This window comes from Acidovorax sp. LjRoot66, assembly GCF_964253305.1.
In the GTDB taxonomy this organism is placed as follows: domain Bacteria; phylum Pseudomonadota; class Gammaproteobacteria; order Burkholderiales; family Burkholderiaceae_C; genus Acidovorax.
In genome coordinates this window covers 5781943-5802044 of sequence record NZ_CAXUQU020000001.1, presented here as the reverse complement: position 1 = coordinate 5802044, position 20102 = coordinate 5781943, and the positions used below count along the sequence as shown (strand labels likewise).

Here is a 20102-nt window from a genome sequence, read left to right as displayed (position 1 = left end):
GTCTCTCTTCATTCGTTCGGTCATTCCGCGCGGGGCGGGGTCACTGCCCCGGGGGGCGGCAGCTCAGGGCGGTAGGGCTGCACGCAGCGCAGCGGCCGGCGCGCGTGCCGCAGGCGGCGCAGCACCAGCCAGCAGGGCCAGGCCAGCAGCGCGCCCAGCACGGTGTAGAGCAGCAGCTCCATCAGGATCTTCATGCCATGGACCTCGGTGAGGGGCGCGGCACGGCACGCCGCCCAATGGGCCGGTGCTGCACGCCAGGCCCGGCGGCCATGGGCAGCAGCGGGCGGGATTCGGTGCCGGGCGCATCGGGCGCCGGGATGGGCGCGGTCGGCAGCGCTGCAGAGACCGGTGCCACCGCCTGCGCCACCAGCGCTGGGGCCGGTGAAGCGCTGGGCCGGGGGCTGTCCGCCAGGGCGGCGCTGTAGTCGGGCAGGCCCTTGCGCAGCGATTCCTGCAAGGGCGTCACCATGGCGCGGATGCCGGTGTCCGAGCTGTCGGTGGCTTCGCTGGAGAACAGCTGGGTCAATGGCAGCGTGAACAGGCGGTTGAGGGCCAGCTCGACGTCGGGTTCGCGGCAGGCGAACAGAAAGACGTAGACGCTTTCGTGGTCGGCCGTGAACAGGTCACCGTCGCGCGAGGTGTGGCAGGCGCGCAGGGCGTCGAGGTGGGGGATCTGCGCCAGCACGTTCAGCCGCACCAGACTGTGCGACAGGCCGATGCCGTGCGTGCGGTCCAGCATGCCGCGCACCAGGGTGCAGAACTGCGCGGGCGGCTGGTAGCCGCGCTCGCGCGCGGGCATGAAGCTGCCGAGCGCCTCTTCGTAGTCGGGGTGCACCTTGCGCGTGTGGCTCTGGGCGTTGATGTCCTGCAGCAGCTGCAGCAGCCGGGAGAAGCCCACTTCCTTGTAGACCACGGCGCTCGCACCCAGTTGCAGCAGGGCCTGCTCGCTGTGCGTGCGCAGCTTGCCCAGGTTTTCACGCACCACGATCTTGAGCGTGAGCGGGCGTGACAGGCGCAGCTGGTGCACCAGGCGCGCGCGCGCCTCGAAGTCCGACGCCTGGCCGGCGTCGATCAGCACCGTGGCGGCCACGCTTGCGGCGGCGGCCACTTCCATGTCGGCCAGGCTGTCGACGATGCGCCAGTGGCCGGGCACGCCGCGCTGGCCATCGACCGAGGCGCGTGTGGCGATCACCTCCGACTGGTCCACGGCCTCGACCAGCTCGCGCACGGCGCCGCGGGTGCGCGTGCCATCGGCGGCCAGGCGGCCCGATGCGCCGTCGTGCAGCAGGCCGAAGGCGGTCTGGAAGAGGGCGCCGGCATCGGTATTCCAGCGCTCCAGGCCCAGGCTCCAGCGGTCGGCCTCGGTGTGCAGCGTGGCGATGTGCATGGACATCTGGCACAGGTTGCGCAGCGCAGGCAGCAGCACCTCGGGTTCCAGCGGGGGAAAGAAGCCCAGCACCACGGGGCGCAGCCGCTCGCGGCACAGCGCACTGAGCTGGCGGCTCACGCGCGCCAGCTCGGTCACGCTCAGGCCCGTCAGCAGGCCCTGCGCATCGCAGATGTACAGGGCGTGTTCGTCTCGGAGTCCCGTGCGCCCGAGCTCGTCCATCAAAGGCGGCAGGCCGTGGCGCCGCACCTCGGCCTGCAGGCCGGGCGAGAGCACCCACAGCCTGAGCCGGCCCGTGCGGTAGGCTTCGCGGACACGTGGGCGCAGCAGCAGTTCGTCCGCCCATGCGGTGCCCGATGCCACCAGGGCCACCGGGCCTGCGGCGACGGCATCCTCGATGAGGGCCGGTAACCACAGCGCGGCGCTGCTGTCGTCGGCTGCCACCAGCGACACCGGCACATGCGGCGGCAACTGCCCCACGCCGTCGGGCAGGCCGTCTATGCCAATGCGCGTGGGGGCGGCGCTGCCGACCATGTCCTTGCGCGAAGGGGGGCGCACGAGCCGGGCAAGGGAGCGCGGCCAACCCGCAGGCGGGGCGGCTTTTCGCTGGGAGGGAGAGGCGGAGGACATCTCAGAAACTCGAGTAGGGCTGAACGGGGCGCGGCCGGTTCTCCAGCGGCGCGAGCACCGGATCGAAGCGGTAGCGGCCGTAGACCATGAGGTTGGTGGGCGCGTAGTAGGCCGAGCGGTCCAGCTCCAGCTGGGCACCCAGTGCGAGGTTTTTGCTGACCTGGTACTCCAGCACGCCGCGGAAGGATCGGCCGAAGCCCGAGCCGGAGCTGCCCGTGTACACCGGCACGCTGCCGCTTTCGGCCAGGCGCGCGCGCGCCAGCGACTGCAGCAGCGCGTTCTGCGGAAAGTAATCGGTGTCGGCGCTGCTGCTGCGCGAGACCGAGATCGCGCCCCGCGCAAGCCAGGTGAACGCCCCCTTGCGGCCGCTCCACTCGATGGGCAGGGCCACCGAGGCATAGCTGCGCGGGCTGTAGTAGCCGCCATGGCCGAAGCTGTACTCCGACAGGTCTTTGCCGTAGTGCCAGGCCGAGAAGGTCACGCCCATGTTCACCACGCTGTGGCTGTTCTTCCAGACATCGCGGTCCACCGCCATGCGCAACTGGGCGCGGATGTTGCTCTCCACGTTCTTGCCCGTGAGGGCCGCCAGGCTCAGGTTCACCGAACTGCTGTAGGGGCCGAAGTCGGTCGACAGGCGCCCGGAAGCGCCCGTGGCCACCACGCCGCCCCACACCTGGCCGGTGATGGGGTCGCGCGCGCCGGCATACGACAGCAGGCTGCCCGTGATGGGGCGGCGGAACCCTTCGAGCTTGTAGCCGTAGCGGCCCAGGTCGCCGGTCCTGGCGATGCCGCCCACCAGGTTGGTCACCGGAAAGCCCACGCCCGTGGTGCCGATGTCCCACTGGAAATCGTCGCCTACAAAGCCGAAGCCCAGGTTGGTGCCCGAGCCGCGCTGGCGCCGGTAGGCCAATGGCGAATTGGGCGGCAGCGCCGCGATCTGGCCGAAGTCCGTGAAATCCGAGCCATCGGCAGGCAGTTCGCCCGCATCGAGCTTGACCCGGTCCACGTGCAGGAAGTAGTGCCCGTCGTAGCCGCGCGGCATGAAGGCCACCAGGGGCCGCTCCCAGCCGCGCAGGCTGGAGATGCCGTCGGTGGAGTTCTTGCGCAGCCCCGTGTGGGCGGCTTCGATCCACACCTGTCGGCGCGCCTCGATGGAGTCGATCTCGCCCTGGATCTTGGCCACCACGGCCTGGTCGACCGGCAGTGAGAGGGCGTAGCTTTGCTGCAGCACCAGCGGGGGCTCGACCACTGCGGATTCGCTTGGAGCGGGCTCCGTGGGCGGGCTGGCAGCGCCGCGCGTCTCCAGCGTGAGCGCGCTGCGGAAAAACACCAGCGCCTGCGCATAGTTGCGGTTGGCGCGCTCCAGCCGCGCGGCATGCAGCAGCACGTCGCTGTCCTGCGGGAAGGCCTGCAGCAGCCTGGCGGACAGGGCACGCGCCTCGTCCATGCGGCCTGCGCGCTGCCAGATGCGCAGCAGCGCCAGTTGCTGGCCGGCGTCGGTGGGCGGCAGGTGGTCCTGCAGCCACAGCGCCTGCTCGGTGGCACCCCGTGCATCGCCCAGGCGCGACAGGGCGTCCGCCAGGTTCATGCGGATTTCCAGGCTGTCGGGCTGTGCCTTGGCCAGCGGTGCCAGCAACCGGGCCGCATCGGCGTACTCGCCGGCCGCCATGAGCAGGCGCGCCTGCGTCTGCGTGCGCTGCTGCGCCGTGGTCGGCGTGTCGGGCAGCTGCAGCGGCTGGCGCGCCAGGCGCAAGGCCTCGCCCAGGTTGCCGGCCTGGCGCTGCTGCTCGATGAGCCGCTCCCGGTGCGCGGTGTACAGGGCAATGAGCCGTGCCTCCTGCTCCTCGCTCCAGCCCGGCGACTGCAGCAGGGCGGGCAGGCGGGCGGCCAGGCCCGCGTCGTCCAGCGCGCGGTTGAGCAACTGGGCATGGTCGAGCTGCACCTCCGGCGGCAAACCGGGGCTGCGTGCGGCCAGGCGGTCGAACACGGCCACGCCACGGGCCGGTTGCGTGCGGCGGAACCAGGTGTTGGCCACGGCATACAGCAGTTCGGCATCGTTGCCGGCCGCTTGCTCGGCCTGGCCCAGCAAGGCCTGTGCTTCGGCGGTGTCGCGGCTGGCGCCGGCCCGGGCGACCAGCGATTTGACCGTGGAGCGCTGCACCAGCGCCCGCATGGCATCGGTCTGTTCTGCAGCGGGGATTTGTGCCAGGTCGGCAAGGGCACCCAGGTCGTTGTCCACGGCCGAACGGATCAGGGCGCGCGCATAGTGCATGGCGCTGCGGTCCGCGGCGGCGGTGCTGGTCCGCGCGATGCCTTCGTCCATCACGCTCAGCGCCTCGCGCGGCAGGTTCAGCCGCAGGTACAGGCGGGCCAGGCGGTGGCGCAGCCAGGCATCGCCCGGCGTCAGCACGATGGCCGACTCCAGCGTGCGCATGGCGGCGCTCAGGCGCTGGGCCTGCATGTGCCCGTCGGCCTGTGCCACCAGGATGTCGGCCTGCGTGCCCACGAGCTTCTCGCCCAGGGCCGCGTCGCTGGCCGAGGCCTTTTCCAGCAGCACCAGGGCTTCGCCCGAGCGGCCCGTGCGGGCGTAGAGACCGGCCAGGCCCTTCAAGGCCGAGCTGCTGTTGGCTCCGGCCTTGAGCGCACTCTGGTACAGGGCTTCGGCCTGGGTGCGGTCGCCCTGCAGGTCGCGGATGCTGGCCAGTGTGGTCAGTGCTTCGGCATTGTCTGGCTGCATGGCCAGGGCCCGGCCCGCGAGGTCGGCGGCCGTGGCCAGTTCGCTCTTCTCCAGCGCCACATCGGCCTGGCGCAGAAAGCCCCAGAACCGGGCGGTGGCCTGCAGGTCCTTCCACTTGCCCTGCCGCGTGAGCGCGAAGGCCTGGCCGAACAGGTCCTGCGCCTCTCCATGCTGGCCCTGGCGCAGGCGGATCATGCCCAGGTTGCCCAGGCTCTCGCCATCGCCGGGGCGCAGCGCGAGCACGGTTTGCAACTGCTCTTCGGCGCGTTCGGTGTTGCCCTGGTCCAGTGCCACGCGCGCAGCATTGCGCGCGATGTTGGCCGGGTCGCGGGCGGCGCGCTCCGCGCGTTCCACGGCCTGCTGCATGGCGGCCAGGCGGTCGACCATGGCCTGGTCGGCCGGGTAGCGCTGCAGGAAGGCGCGCACGCGCGGCATGTTCGCGGCGGTGTTGGGCAGCCGGTCCACGGCACGGCGCCACAGGTCCTGCAGCTGCTGGGCATTCACGTCGGGCTGCTTGGCAAGCGCCTCGATCTCCTGCACCACGGCGCTGGGGTTCTCGCCACCGTACATGCGCATTTCGAGTTGCGCCAGGCGGTAGCGCGACTCGCCCGTCTCCTGGTAGAGCTTGCCCAGCTGGCGCACGGACTCACCGCCACCGCCCTTGGTGCCCGAGCCGCCCACGATCTGCAGGTACTCCAGCGCCAGGCCGCCCAGTTCGGGCGGGCCGTTGGGAAACAGCTCGCGCGCCACCTCGGCGGCCTCGGCCTTGCGGCCGGCACGCGCCATCAGGCGCATCTGCGAGAGTTTTTCGCGGTCGGGGCCGTACACGCGCACCAGGGTTTCGAGCTCCTGCGTCACCTTGTGCCCTGGGTGGCGGGTGCGCAGCGTCCCCAGGATGCGCTTGGCCTCGTCGGTCTTCTTCTCGCGCAGCGCCAGGTCACCGAGGGTGCCCAGGCCCTGGGGGGAGTAGGGGTCCATGGCCAGCAGCTTGTCGATCAGCTGGCGCGCCATGTCGGGGCGGTTCTTGGAGGCCCACAGACGCGCACCGCTGAGCAGCTCGGCCTCGATGGCCGGCGGCGCGCTGGCCAGCACACCGTGGCTGGCCGGAAGGCAGGCGGCGGCCAGCAGGGTGAGCGAGGGCAGCCAGTGGCGGGGTCGGCGCGGCCGGCTGGGCATGGGGGTCACGGCTTCCACCGCGCGATGAGCTGGCCTGCCGCCGTGAAGCGGTACTGGCCATCGAATGCGCCCTGGCCGAAGAGGGCCAGCACCTGCTCGTAGTAGGCCGTAGGCCGCAGGGGCCGGGCCTCCAGGCGCATGCGCTGCGATTGCAGGGCCTTGTCGTCCCCCGCGGCGCGCAGAAAGGGCAGCATCGCGGCCGAGAAGCCCGAGGGCGCGGGGCCCGAGGCCTGCGCGCTCAGGATGTCGATGGATTCGGGCGGATAACCCTGGTCGCGCACGTAGCGGGCCATGGGCGCCAGGGTGTCGAGCAGCGCCCGGCGGCCCGGTGCGTCGGCATGCATCATGCCGGCCCACAGGTAGACGCGGATGGCGTTGTAGGTGCCCTGGCCCTTCTCCTTGCCCTCGGTGTCAACGAGGAAGCCCTGCTTGGCGTCGTACACCGTCCAGTCGGGCGTGAAGCCCTTGGGCGACGAACCGCGGATGACCTTGAGCGAGCTGTCCACCAGCAGCTTCCACTGCGGGTCGGCGTCACCCGCCGCCAGCCAGTGCATCAGGTGCATGGGCATGTAGCTCGGGTTCAGGCGCCAGCGGCCGTTGGGCTGCACGAAGCCTTTGGGTGCGGGCAGCAGGGTGGGGCCCAGGCCCGGGATGTCAGCGGTTTCTTCGCGCAGCACGCGCGCCGCCAGCAGGGCCGACAGGGCCCGGTAGCTGCGCTCGTTCCACAGGCGCCCGGCTTCGCCCAGGGCGTAGGCGATCCACAGGTCGGCGTCGGAGGCGGCGTTGGCGTCGATCACGCCCCAGGTGCCGTCGGGCCGCTTGCCCCAGAGCCATGCAGGCAGGCGCGCCGTCATGTCGCCGGCGCACAGGTTGTTCTCGGTCCAGCGCAGCAGCTTGTCGAACATGGGCCGGTCGTTGGCCACCAGCGCGAAGAACAGCGCATAGCCCTGGCCTTCGGAGTAGGTCTGGCCGCCACCGTCATCGTCGGAGACCACGCGGCCGCCTTCGTTGATGAACTGGGCCTTGAAGGCATCCCAGGCGGGCCAGGTCGGGCGGCCGGCGCCCGCCTGCTGGGCCCGGGCGGCCGGTAGGCAGGACAGAAGCGCGGCACCGGCACCGGCCTGCAGCGCTGTGCGGCGTCGAAGGAAATCAGTCATTGCGTGCCGCCAGTCGGCGCCGAGCCATGCTGCGCAGCGCGGCGTAGACGATGAAGGTCAGGAGCAGGCCGGAGCCGATGCCCACCAGGGCCAGCAGCAGCGGGTGGCTGTGCATGTGGAACCACAGGCGCTGCCACCACGGCAGGTCGCCCACGTAGTACACGGGCTTGATGCGAAAGCTCTCGATGGCATCGCCGCGCATCAGGCCCAGGTCACCGCGCAGGCTCTTGATCTTGCCTGCGTCGTTCAGGCCCAGGCTCAGGAGTGCCATGGCCTCCTTGTCGGTGGCCGTGAGGGCCACCACGCTGCGCCCGGCCGACAGGGGCGACTCGAAGCCCGTGACGGCCGCCAGCGGCCCATTGCCCTGCAGGATGGCCTGGCCGCCCGAGGCCGACAAGCGCTGGTTGGATTCGAGGTTGAACAGGTCGATGAAGGAGCCCATGGCGCGCTCCAGCGGCTGCACTGAGCGCGCGCCTGCGGCCAGCAGGGCCGGCAGGTGGTTCTTCCACTTCTGCAGCAGGCCGTCGCTGTCGGCCTGGGAGATCACGAGGATGTCGGTGTCGGCAGCCTTGTCGGCCTCGTCCGCGCGCAGCAGCTTGAAACGCGTGCCGGGGTAGCCGGTGGAGGCGCTCATGCGGCCCACGGCGGTGAGGAAGACCTCCACGTCCGAGGTCGTGGGTTGGTTGGGCAGGATGATGGAAGTCTGCGCCAGGTCCGGCACCCGCGTGAAGGGGAAGCCGCTGTTGGCATAGGCCGCCAGGTTGGGCATGGCCAGGTAGTGGCGAAAGGCCGTGAGGTCGATGGTCGACTGCGGGTCGATGGCGGCGAACAGCTCGGTGGGAGGGGCCGAGCGGCAGCGGCCCAGGTCGTTGGGCGGGATCTGGAAGGCGAACTGCAGCTGGTTGTCGCCGCCGATCATGAAGGCCGGGATCTTCAGATCCGAACGCGTCTGCGCATTGCCGTCGTCGAACAGCGGCAGCATCACCGTGCTCTTGCTGCTGGTGCGGTCTTCGCGAGACTGCAGCGGGTAGGACTGGATGAACTGGTTGTTGATCGAGATGTTCAGTGCGCCGTGGTCCGACACGCTGTTGGGCGTATAGCGGTAGGTCAGGTCCAGCGGCACGCCCTTGGCGTTCCAGGTGAACAGGTCGGGCGCCATGCGCGTGTAGACGTTCACCGTGTCGTTGAGCACCGAGCCGCGCAACTGCAGGTCGGCCGCGCTCTGCACCAGCTCGGCCAGGCGCACGGGGCGCTTGGTGGTGATCCAGCGCGGCGCATCGTAGGGCTTGGCCAGGTCGGGGTATTCAAGCGACTTGACGGCGATGCTCTGCCCCGAGAGCACGGCCTTGCCCAGGGCCAGCGCGTCAGCGGCCATCTGCACCTGCGCATCGTCCTTGCCCAGCACCAGCAGCAGCTTGGCGCCCGGGACGTCGGGATGGGGCACCACGGAGAGGGTGGGCTCGGTGACCGGTGCCATCGCCTGCAGGAAGGCGGGGCGGTTGTCGTTGGTGGCCAGCACCACGGCGTGCTGGCGTGGCAGCTGGTTCTCGAACACCGGGAACTGGTTGCCCCGGTAGCCGGCGAGCATGCCGATCCAGCTGGCAATCGAGCCCGAGGCCTTGAGCGTGCCGGTGCTGGGCTTGGCGCCGTACACGAAAGGCAGGTTCACCGGCCGGTTGTCACGCGGGTCAAAGAACGGCGCGGGCAGCAGGGCCAGGTCGTCGCGCAGCGGGATCTGGCGCAGCGACAGGTCCAGCTGGCTTTCATTGCTGATGGTGGCCCACAGGCTCGAATGGTTGGGCGCCTCGCATTCCATCGTGTAGTGGCCGATGAACTGGAAGCGAAAGCGGTTGTAGTCGGTGAAGTAGCGCGGGTCGATGTTCATCTCGACCGTCTGCGGCGTTCCCAGGCGCTCCTTGTCGAGCACGATGGTCTGCAGCGTCTCATCATTGAGGATCACCTTGAGGTGCGACAGGTTCGGGATCAGCGCCGGCGAAAGCGTGAAGGTCAGGCGCAGCCTCGCGGCCTCCACGATTTCGTCGCGCCGCACACCCACGCCCACGCTGGCTTCGCTCTCCACGCCACGCAGCGTGACAGGGCGCGCCAGGCCCAGGTCCTTGAGGCTGGTTTTCCACTGGCGCAGCGGCAGTGCGGGGGCTGGCGCCGTGGCTGCCGAAGCCGCCGCAGCTGGGGCGGCGCTTTCGGATGCTGCCGTGGCGGCGGCTGATGCGCGCGCCGCACGCGCCTTGGCCCGCTCCTTGGCGGTCGACTCCTTGGCGGGCGCGGTCTGGGCATGGGCCGTGGGAAGGGGGGCAGAGACCAGCCCCAGGGCCATCAGCGCAGCCAGCAGGGGAGCTGTTCGGGTGGTGTGTCGAGAATTCACGGTGCTTTAGGGGTGTTCTGGCGTGGTAATGCAAAAGACGCCCGTGGCCCATCTGCCGACGATGTCATTTGTATGACAAAGTGTATCGATACATTTTGACTATGGGATGGTGGAAGACACTAGTTTGCAATTAAGCGCACATGGTTTTGCGGGCGTACGCAACCTTTACGCGGGGAGATGCCAACTGGATTCAGATTTGTAAAAAAAGAATCCTGTCGCGCAAAATTCACTGGCAGTCTGGTCGGGTATGGGGGCTATTGCCCCCGGCCCTCAGCGCTGCGGTAGGGTGATGCGCACATGGTGCTCACCCATGCGCAGAGGCAGGCGCAAAGGGCCTTGGTCGCAGGGCAGGGCCGCCCCGTCCAGCTCGGCAGATGCAACACTGCTGCCCTGTCCCATGGCCGCAGTGACTTCCACCGTGTAGCGGGCGTCACCCAGCACGATCTGCACCTGGAACCCCGGCCACTCGGCAGGAATGCACGGGTCGATCACCAGCACCTGCCCCTCGCGCCGTATGCCCAGGATGCTTTCCACCCCGGCACGGTACATCCAGCCTGCGGCACCGGTGTACCAGGTCCAGCCGCCGCGTCCGGCATGGGGCGCCACGGAGTAGACGTCGGCGGCAACCACGTACGGCTCCACGCGGTAGCGCGCCACCTCGGCGGGCGTGCGCGCATGGTGGATGGGGTTGACCAGCGCGAACAGCGCGTGGGCCCGGGTGCCGGCCTGCGGGTCGTTGCGCAACTGGGCCCGGGCCATGATGGCCCACATGGCCGCATGGCTGTACTGCCCGCCGTTTTCGCGCAGGCCGGGCGGGTAGCCCTTGATATAGCCCGGGTCGTGCGGCGTGGCGTTGAACGGCGGGGTGAACAGCAGGGCCAGGCCTTCCTGCGGCAGCACCAGCTTGTCGCCCAGCGAGGCCATGGCGATCAGCGCGCGCGCCGAGTCGGCGGCTCCCGAGAGCACCGCCCACGATTGGGCGATGGAGTCGATGCGGCATTCCTGCGCATCGTGCGTGCCCAGCCAGGTGCCGTCGTCGAAGGTGGCGCGCCGGTACCAGGCGCCGTCCCAGGCCTCGCGCTCCAGCGCGGCGCGCACCGCCTCGGCGTGCGCGCGCCAGCGCGCTGCCCTTGCGGGGTCGCGGGCATCCGCCAGTGGCGCCATCAGCGCCACCGTGCGCACCAGCAGCCAGCCCAGCCACACGCTCTGTCCCCGGCCCTCCTGGCCCACGCGGTTCATGCCGTCGTTCCAGTCGCCCGTGCCCATCAGCGGCAGGCCCAGGTCACCGGTCAGCGCCATGGTCTGGTCCAGCGCCAGCGCGCAGTGCTCGAACAGGGTGGCCGAAGCATCCGCCAGCATGGGCTGGAAGAACGCGTCGTGCTCGCCCGGCTGCAGTGCAGGCCCTTCCAGGAAGGCAATGGATTCGTCCAGCACCGCTGCGTCGCCCGACACCTGCACGTAGCTGGCGGTGGCAAATGCCAGCCACACCCGGTCGTCCGAGATGCGCGTGCGCACGCCCTGGCCCGAGTGCGGCAGCCACCAGTGCTGCACGTCGCCTTCGGCAAACTGCCGGCCAGCCGCACGCAGCAGGTGGGCGCGCGTCTCATCGGGGCGTGCAAAGGCCAGCGCCATGCCGTCCTGCAACTGGTCGCGAAAGCCGTAGGCCCCGCTGGCCTGGTAGAAGGCCGAGCGCGCCCAGATGCGGCAGGCCTGCGTCTGGTACAGCAGCCAGCCGTTGAGCATGATGTCCATGGCGCGGTCGGGCGTGCGCACCTGCACGGCGCCCAGCAGGCTGCGCCAATGCAGCGCCACCTCGTGCAGCAGCGCATCCACGTCGAGCAGGCGGTAGCGCGCCACCAGGGCCAGGCTTTCGGCAGCCGATGCGCACTGCCCGATGAAGCCGGTCACCTCCCTGCTTTCCCCCGGCTGCAGGGTGAGCGTGCACTGCAGCGCTGCGCACGGGTCGCACCCCGCAACGCCGCCGCCGGACAGCACGGCCTGGCCGCGCAGCGCCGCCGGGGCCGCCAGGCTGCCATGCCGCCCCAGGAACTCCGTGCGGTCGCTCGTCCACGCCGTCTGCTGGCCGCCCAGGTCGGCAAACGCCACGCGGCCGGCAAACGCCGTGCTCCAGGGGTTGCGTGCCAGCAGCACGCCGCTGTCCGCATCGCGCTCCGCCAGGATGAACGGGCCCGATGCCCCGCGCGAAGTGCCCAGCACCCATTCGGCATACAGCGTCACGGTGATCTGCCGCACCTGCGCCGTGCGGTTGTGCAAGGTCAGGCGCGACACCTTGATCGGATCGGCGATAGGCACGAACTGCAGCAGCTCCAGCGCGATGCCGTGGGCCTCGTGCAGAAAGCGGCTGTAGCCGTGCCCGTGGCGCGCCGTGTAGGTTCCGTTGCCGCGAATGGGCTGCGCGGTGGGGCTCCACACGTGGCCGCTGGCATCGTCGCGCACGAAGAATGCCTCGCCCGCCGGGTCGCTCACCGGGTCGTTGGACCAGGGCGTGAGCTGGTTCTCGCGGCTGTTGCCGGCCCAGGTGTAGCCGCTGCCATCGGCCGACACGTGAAAGCCGAAGGCCGGGTTGGCGATGACGTTGATCCACGGCGCGGGCGTGGTCGCCCCATCGCGCAGTATGGTCACGTACTCCGTGCCATCGTTGTCGAAGCCGCCCAGGCCGTTGAAGAACTCGAGCCCGGTGGTGTCCGGCGCAGGGGCCGGTTCGTGCTGTGGCTGCGGTGCCGATGATGCTGGCCTGCCCACCGTCTCGGGGGCCTCTGCGGGCATCAGTGCCAACTGCTGGGCGATGGGGCCGCGCCGCGCCACCAGCGCCACCCGGGCGATGGACTGCAGCAGCGCGCGCGAAGCCGCATCCATCAGGTCGGCACGCAGCGTGTGCACCACGCCGTGCGCCAGCGACTCACCCAGGCGCGGGCGCGACTGGCTGCTGCGCACGGCGGTTTCGATGGCGATCTGCAGGTCCTGCACGTAGGACGACGCACGCTCGTTGATCACCACCAGGTCCACGCCCAGGCGCTTCATGCGCCAGTACTCATGCGCCTGCAGCAACTGGTGTAATTGGGCGATGTCCTCGATGTCGTCGATGCGCAGCAGCACGATGGGCAGGTCGCCCGAGATGCCATGCTGCCACAGGCCCGACTGCGGGCCCGCGCCGCGCGCAATGGCGTCGGCCGGCGCCCGAAAGCGCGCGTCCGCATACAAAATGGGCGCCGCCAGGCGCTGAAAGTCCGCCGCGGCCTCGGCGCCGATGCCGATGTGGCGGAGCTGCACCTGGGCCTGGGTCCAGGCCAGGGTGCGCGCGCGCTCGAAGGCGCTGCGGTCGTGGTGCTGGTCCACCAGGTCGAGCAGCGCTTCGCGCGTGGGCGCCAGCAGGGTCCAGAAGGCCACGCGGGCCATCTGGCCGGGGGCAATGCGCACGCGCTGGCGCAGCGCGAACACCGGGTCCAGCACCGTGCCCACGGTGTTGGAGAGCGCGCCGCCGCCATGCACCGCCAGCGCATTGCGCGCCGTGCGGCCCCGGCCGAGGAACAGGCCCCGGTCGGTCTCGTACTGCGCCGGGGCGATCACCGTGCCCTCCACCACCGCAAAATGCGCGGCCCACACCCCCGGCTCGCCCGGGCTGCGCGCGCGCCGCGTGGCCAGCAGCGCGCCAAACTCGGGCAGGTACTCGGTCTGCACGAACATCTTGGAGAACGCCGGGTGGGCATTGTCCGCCGCAGGCGGGGCCAGCACCAGCTCGGCGTACGAGGTCAGGTCGATCTCGCGCGCACGCGGGCCGGTGTTGACCAGGGTGACCTGGCGCACCTCGCCATCGGCCTCGGCCGACACGATCACCTCGGTGGTGGTGGTCATGCTGCCGTCGTGGCGGGTGAAAGCCGCATGGTCTTCGGCAAACGCCACCTCGTAGCTGTCGGCAGCGCGGCCCGAGGGCTCTGCCGCCGCGGACCAGGTGCGGCCGCTGTGCGCGTCGCGCAGGTAGACGTGCGAGCCCCAGTCCTCGCTGGTCGCGTCCTCGCGCCAGCGGGTCACCGCCAGGTCGCGCCAGCGGCTGTAGCCGGTGCCGGCCGCCGTGAGCATGACGGCATAGCGCCCGTTGGACAGCAGGTGCGTGGCCGGTGCGCCCACGCCCGGCGCGCCCATGCGCCGCACGGCATGCAGGTCGTCGCGCACGTCGGCGGGGCCGGTCTGCGTCTCTTCGGCGCGTGGGTGGGCCACGGCCACCAGGCGCGGCATGCGCTCCTGCAGCAGCAGCTCGCAGGCCTGCACCATGGGCTCGCGGTGAAAGCGCTCGCGCATCTGCCCGCCGTGCAGGGTGTTGGCAATGGCCACGATGGTCATGCCCTGGTGGTGGGCCATGTAGTTGCGCACGATGGCCACGGCCTGCCCCTCGGGCAGGCGGCTGCGCGTGAAGTCGAGCGCTTCGTAAAAGCCGTGCTGCCCAAGCGCGCCCAACTGCGCCAGTCGCGCGAAGTTGTGCCCCGCCGCCGTGGCATCCACCATGCAGGCCAGGCCCGTGGCGTAGGGGGCGATCACCAGGTTCTCGGCCAGCCCGCGCTTGAGCCCCAGGCCTGGCACGCCGAAGTTGGAATACTGGTAGGTGAACTCCAGGTCGCGCGCGTTGTAGGCCGACTCGGAAATGCCCCAAGGTATGCCCTGCAGCGCGCCATAGGCTATCTGCCGCTGCACCACCAGGGTATTGGTGTGCTCCAGCAGGCTGCCGGCAGGCGCGCGCATCACCAGCGAGGGCATCAGGTACTCGAACATCGAGCCCGACCACGACACCAGGGCCGAGCCCTTGCCCACCGGGATCGCCGTGCGCCCTAGGCGGAACCAGTGGCGCGTCTCCACGTCGCCCTTGGCGATGGCGAACAGGCTGGCCAGCCGCGCTTCGGACGCCAGCAGGTCGTAGCAGTTGGCATCGAGCCGGTTTTCCACCGCCGCGTAGCCGATGGACAGGAGTTTGCGCTCGGGGTCGAGCAGAAAGGCGAAGTCCATGTCCAGCGCCAGGGCGCGCGCCGTGTCGGCCAGCCCCTGCCAGCGCATGTCGAGCGTGGGTGCATCTGTCCCGGTGGCCTGCAGGTCGCTCCCCTGCTCGGCGACCCGCGCGCGCACGGCCGCTGTCCAGAACAGCAGGGCATCGCCATCGCCGCTGCCTGCCGGCACCACGATGTCCTGCGCCTCCTTCAGCGCCTTGTCGGCCAGGCGCTGCAGGGCGGGCAGGCCCATCTCCACGGCGCCTGCAGCCACTGCGGTGTCGATCTCGGCCAGCATGGCCAGCAGCCGCCGGCCCTGCGCGCCCTGGGCTGCGGGCACGCTGGTCACTGATTCACGCGCCAGCGCCACGGCATCGCCCAGCCCCTGCACCCAGGTGCTGGGCAGCGGCGCGCGCACCCAGCCCTCGCAGGCATTGGCCAGCGCAATCAGGTGGCCGGCCAGGTTGCCGCTGTCCACCGACGACACGTAGGGCGGCGCCAGCACCTGCGCCGTGCCGGTGTCGTACCAGTTGTAGAAGTGGCCCCGGTGGCGCGCCAGCGCGCCCATGCTGGCCAGCGTGGCTTCCAGCCGGTCCGCGGTCTGCACGGCGCCGGCCCAGCCGAAGTCGCGCGCGGCCACGGCCGACAGCAGGTACAGCCCCATGTTGGTGGGCGAGGTGCGGCGTGCCACCACGGGCTTGGGGTCTTCCTGGAAGTTGTCGGGCGGCAGGTGGTGCTCGGCCGCCGTGACGAAGGTCTCGAAAAAGCGCCAAGTACGCCGCGCAATGCGCCGCAGCGCCAGCGCGTTGTCCAGCGCAGGTGCGCTTTGAGGTGTCGGCACCGAGCGGCGGCTCGAGCGCCAGGCCAGTGCCGGCGCCGCCAGCCACAGGGCCAGCAGCGGCAGCACCAGGGGCCGCGATGCCGGTGCGAAGACGGCAGTAGCAGCAGCCAGCACCGAGGCCAGCAGCAGGCCACCGGCCATCAGCCGGTAAAAGCCCGCAGGCCCCGGGCGCGGTTTGGTGGCCGACTGCGCGGCGGTTTTCCACTCCAGCATCTGCCGATGCGTGGCATACAGCCGGACCAGCGCGCGCACGATGGCATCCACCGCGCGCCAGGCATGGTCGGGCAGCAGCGCGATGGCGGCCACGGTCTGCAGCACCGCCACGCGAAAATCGGACGCCAGCAGGCGCAGGTGGCTGGCCACGCGGATGCCGGGGCGGCTGGCCCACAGCTCGGCCATCCCCGGCAGAAATGCCGGCACGCCCAGGGCCGCCAGCACCAGCAGCACGCCCCAGGGCGCCTGCGGCCAGGGCAGCGCGCAGCACAGCAGCAGGGTCAACAGGCCAGCCGGGGCCAGCAGCGAGCGGCGCAGGTTGTCCAGCATCTTCCAGCGGCCCAGCGCGGGCAACGCGGCACCCTGGTGGCGCCGGCCCAGCACCCAAGGCAGCAACTGCCAGTCGCCGCGCGTCCAGCGGTGCTGGCGCTGCACGGCCACGTCGTAGCGGGCCGGAAAGTCCTCCACCACCTCCACGTCCGAAGCCAGGCCGGCGCGCGCCAGCACGCCCTCGAACAGGTCGTGGCTGAGCAGCGTGTTCTCGGGCACGCGCCCGGCCAGCGCGGCTTCGAAGGCGTCCACGTCGTAGATGCCCTTGCCGGTGTACGAGCCCTCGCCAAACAGGTCCTGGTACACGTCCGACACCGCGGCCGCATACGGGTCCATGCCGCCAGGGCCTGAGGTCAGGCGCTGGTACAGCGAGCCTTCCAGCCCCATGGGCAGTGCCGGCGTCACGCGCGGCTGCAGGATGGCATGGCCCCCCACCACGCGCTGCTCGGCCGGGCTGAAAGTGGGCTGGTTCAGCGGGTGGGCCATCTTGCCGATCAGGCGCAGCGCGGCATCGCGCGGCAGGCGCGTGTCGGCGTCGAGCGTAATGACGTAGCGCACATCGGGCAGGATGTCGGGCTGTGTCCCACCGTCCAGCGCCATGAAGCTGGTGTCCGTGGCGCCGCGCAGCAGGCGGTTGAGTTCGTGCAGCTTGCCGCGCTTGCGCTCCCAGCCCATGAAGCAGTTCTCGCCGGCATTGAAGCGGCGGTGCCGGTGCAGCAGGTAAAAGCGCTGGCCGCCAGGCGCCGGGCCGTGCCGCAGGTTAAGCGCGGCAATCGCCTCCTGCGCCACGGCAATCAGGTGGGCGTCGCTGCCTGCGACCTCGGTGGCGGCATCGAGCCCGTCGGACAGCAGCGCAAACGACAGGTCGCCCCCCGCGCCCGCCAGGTGGTGCACCTCCAGGCTTTCGATGTGGGCGCGCAGGTCGGCCTCGCTGGTCAGCAGCGTGGGCACTACCACCAGGGTGCGCAGATGGGTGGGCACGCCATCATCCAGCGCCAGGCCTGGCAGCCCCACCGGGCCAAAGCGCCGGGTGACGCGCCGGTTGACGAGCACGCTGGCCACCTCGGTGGCAGGCAGAAAGCCGGCCAGCGCCAGCGCCACCAGCCAGCCCGGGTGCGTGCCGTGCATGCCCGCCCACCACAGGGCCGCGCCCAGCAGCAACAGCGCCAGGCCCATGATGGCGGCAATGTAGCCGCGCACGCCCAGGCCCACCTGCCAGCGGTTGAAGCGAAAGCCCCAGGGCGGCTTGAAGCCGATGGCCTGCTCCAGCGCGGGCCGGCCTTCGGCCACCAGGTGGTACCCGGGGTCGGTGGCGCGCGCGGGGGTGGCCCCGGTGCCTTGGGCGGCTACGGCTGCCTGCGCACTGGCCAGGGCCTGCTCGGCAATGGCCAACTCGGTCAGGGCCGAGCCACGTGCCAGTTGCTCGATGGCATTGCGGTAAAGGTTGCGGGTGGCAAAGTCCATCGCTGCGAAGCCGCTGCTCTCGCGCAGGCGTGCGTCCACCAGGCCCATGCCCTCGACCAGGTCGGCCCAGTCGATGTCGGACATCAGCCGCATGCTGGTGATCACGTTGCGCACGCTGACGTTCGATGCGCCCTGGCGCTGCTGGGCGTGCTCGATCACCAGGCCCACGCTGGTGCCCTGCTGGGCCAGCCGCTCTTCCAGCCACTGCAGCGCCGGGGTGGTGCGCGGGTCCTGGTCGCGCAGGCGCTTGGCCAATTGCGCGGCAAACAGCTCCGACAGCGGGCCGCTGGCGCGTGTGCCGATGTCGCCCACCAGGGCCGAATGCGCGCTGCCCGAGGCCAGCAGGCGGTTGGCCAGTGCCTGCGCATCGGCGCGGTCCGCCCGGCCGGCGCTGATCTGGTCGGCCAGCCGGCGCAGGTTTTCCACCAGCACGATGCGCAAGGTGATGGCCACCGCCCACAGCTCGCTGATCATCAGCGGCTGCACCTCCTGGTAGGCCGCGATGAAGCGGCGCAGCGCCAGCGGATCGAAGTGGCTGTCGGTATGGGCGACAAAGGCCCAGGCAATGCCGAAGACGCGCGGGTAGCCGGCAAACGGCCCCTGTGCCAGCTTGGGCAACTGCCGGTAGTAGCCCGGGGGCAGGTCGACCCGGATCTCGCGGATCTGCTCTTCCACCACGTGGTAGTTGTCCAGCAGCCAGTCGGCGGCGGGCACCACGCTGGAACCCGACTCCAGCTCGGCGGCGCTGGCCCGGTACGCGGCCAGCAACTGGCTGGCGTTGGACCGCAGGCGCCGGTGCAACGAGGGCACCCGGGGCGGCCGCAGGCTCACCTGCTGGGCGGCGGCCAGGCTGCGCGCATGCTGCTCCAGCCGCTCCATGCCGAAGAGTTCTTCGCGCACGGGCGCGGTGCCGTTCCACGGCGGCGCGTCAGCGCCCCTCAGAACATGGGAGAGGGAAGACAGGGCATCGACAACAAGCACGGGCGCCTTTCGGGGCACCCCGGGGCCGCGCTGTGCCCTGTGGTATGCCCGCTGCAGGAAAAGGGGCGGACGGGCCAGGCCGTCCGCGTTGAAAGGTGCCTGCGTGTTGCCACGCTGGCGGGCCTGCGCGCTCGGGCGAGACCAAGTACGCTGAGCGCTGCGCTCAGGCGGGGCGCCTGAAGCAGTGGTGCAGCCGGGGGCTGTGCCCTGTGGTGGAGGTCAGCCCTTTTTGCCTGCGCGCAGCGGCGGTGCGCCGCCGGCCTTCGCGGGAGCGACGGGTGCCACCACCGCTAGGGGCTTCTGCTTGGGCTTCTTCGATTCCTTGTTGCCGCGTTTCTGTTCTTTTCCTGCCATGAAAGGCTCCTTCGCTTGGAACACGCCCCGTGGGTTGGCGGGCGCAATGGTCTCAGCCACCCGCAGCGTTGCCGGGGTGGGGCGTTCGGGCGCCCGCCAGCAACCCTCTGCAAAGGAGGGCGCAAACAGGTACCCGGAGGAAGGGGAAAGGTCTGCAGAACGCAGGCGTCCAGCGGCGGGACGTGATTTGAGCGGCAGTTCTTCGACAACACCAGATGGTGGCGAATGCGGCGATTGCAAGGTGCCGCTGCGGGCAGGCCATGGCGGGATTGCCGCAGCGGTGCGTGACAGGCGGCATGCCGCAGGGCCTGGTCCCGTCTGGGGCAGAAACAAAAAAGCCGGCGCCATTTTGTCCATGGCGTCGGCTTCATGTGCCTTGCGGCTTAGATTTGGTGGGTCCTGAGTGACTCGAACACTCGACCTACGGATTAAGAGTCCGCTGCTCTACCAACTGAGCTAAGAACCCAAATCTTTTAGTGATCTGCCTGCATTGCTGCAGAGCCTCGAATTATGCACTAGTTTTTGGCCGGCTTGCAAGCAGGGCCCAAAAATTATTGCATCGCGTTGCGGCTGGCGAGTTCCACGAACAGCGCACTGTGGTCCAGTTCGCCCAGGCCGTGCTCCACGCCTTCGGCGTAGAGCGCCTCGAAAAGCGCGGTCACGGGCGCGTCGAAGCCGATCTCGCCGGCCGTGGCCAGGGCGTTGCGCATGTCCTTGAGCTGCACCGTCATGCGGCCCTGGGGTGCAAAGTTGCGTTCCACCATGCGCTGGCCATGCAGTTGCAGGATGCGGCTGTCGGCAAACCCGCCGCTGATGGCCTCGCGCACCTTGGCCATGTCGGCCCCGCCCTTGGCGGCGAACAGCAGCGCCTCGGCCACGGCGCCGATGGTGATGCCCACGATCATCTGGTTGGCCAGCTTGGCGAGCTGGCCCGCGCCGTGCGGCCCCACATGCGTGGCGCGCCCGAAGGCGGCAAAGATCGGCAGGGCACGGGCGTAGTCCTCGGGGCGTCCGCCGGCCATGATGGCCAGGGTGCCGCTTTCGGCGCCCACCGTGCCGCCGGAGACCGGCGCATCCAGGTGGGCGATGCCCATCTCACCCAGGCGGGCCGCATGGTCGCGCGCCTCGCGCGGCTGGATGGAGGCCATGTCGATGAACAGCGCATCGCGTCGCAGGGCCTGCGCCGCGCCGCGCTCGAACAGCACCTGGCCCACCACGGGCCCGTTGGCGAGCAGGCTGATCACCACGTCCGCGCCGGCCACGGCATCGCGCACATCGGAGTGGACGGTGATGCCCGAGGCGGCGAGCGGTTCTGCCGCCTCGCGCGTGCGGTTCCAGGCATGGACCTCGTGGCCGGCAGCGCGCAGCCGGCGCGCCATGGGCGCGCCCATCATGCCGATGCCCAGGACGGCGGCGCGCAGGGGAGGGGTGTTGTTGTTCATGGTGTCTGTCTCC

General features: G+C 70.5%; 7 protein-coding genes, 1 tRNA gene and 1 pseudogene. All 9 read right to left on the bottom strand.

Annotated features, from left to right (window positions below):
• Nucleotides 1–20 precede the first annotated feature (20 nt).
• The gene (locus tag ACSQ3Y_RS27130; RefSeq protein ID WP_157412458.1) at nucleotides 21–194 is read right to left on the bottom strand and encodes a hypothetical protein; all 174 of its coding nucleotides are present in this window, start codon (nucleotides 192–194) and stop codon (nucleotides 21–23) included.
• The gene (gene bcsE, locus ACSQ3Y_RS27125; RefSeq protein ID WP_436179448.1) at nucleotides 191–2017 is read right to left on the bottom strand and encodes a cellulose biosynthesis protein BcsE; all 1827 of its coding nucleotides are present in this window, start codon (nucleotides 2015–2017) and stop codon (nucleotides 191–193) included. The genes ACSQ3Y_RS27130 and bcsE overlap by 4 nt, the downstream gene beginning before the upstream one ends.
• 1 nt (nucleotide 2018) lies before the next feature.
• Nucleotides 2019–5930 (bottom strand): cellulose synthase subunit BcsC-related outer membrane protein, encoded by a 3912-nt coding sequence (locus tag ACSQ3Y_RS27120; protein WP_436179447.1) that lies wholly within the window; start codon nucleotides 5928–5930, stop codon nucleotides 2019–2021.
• A gap of 5 nt (nucleotides 5931–5935) precedes the next feature.
• Complete coding sequence (gene bcsZ / locus ACSQ3Y_RS27115; RefSeq protein WP_057202018.1) at nucleotides 5936–7087, bottom strand: cellulose synthase complex periplasmic endoglucanase BcsZ; 1152 nt, start codon at nucleotides 7085–7087, stop codon at nucleotides 5936–5938.
• Complete coding sequence (gene bcsB, locus ACSQ3Y_RS27110) at nucleotides 7080–9470, bottom strand: cellulose biosynthesis cyclic di-GMP-binding regulatory protein BcsB (RefSeq protein WP_436179446.1); 2391 nt, start codon at nucleotides 9468–9470, stop codon at nucleotides 7080–7082. Before bcsB ends, bcsZ begins: the two co-directional genes overlap by 8 nt.
• A gap of 270 nt (nucleotides 9471–9740) precedes the next feature.
• The gene (locus tag ACSQ3Y_RS27105) at nucleotides 9741–18293 is read right to left on the bottom strand and encodes a GH36-type glycosyl hydrolase domain-containing protein (protein ID WP_436179445.1); all 8553 of its coding nucleotides are present in this window, start codon (nucleotides 18291–18293) and stop codon (nucleotides 9741–9743) included.
• A gap of 219 nt (nucleotides 18294–18512) precedes the next feature.
• Nucleotides 18513–18647 (bottom strand): hypothetical protein, encoded by a 135-nt coding sequence (locus tag ACSQ3Y_RS27100; RefSeq protein ID WP_436179444.1) that lies wholly within the window; start codon nucleotides 18645–18647, stop codon nucleotides 18513–18515.
• 390 nt (nucleotides 18648–19037) lie between these two features.
• Nucleotides 19038–19113, bottom strand: a tRNA-Lys gene (locus tag ACSQ3Y_RS27095).
• An 85-nt stretch (nucleotides 19114–19198) separates the two neighbouring features.
• Nucleotides 19199–20092: pseudogene (locus tag ACSQ3Y_RS27090) on the bottom strand (NAD(P)-dependent oxidoreductase); the annotation flags it as partial.
• Nucleotides 20093–20102: the final 10 nt, after the last annotated feature.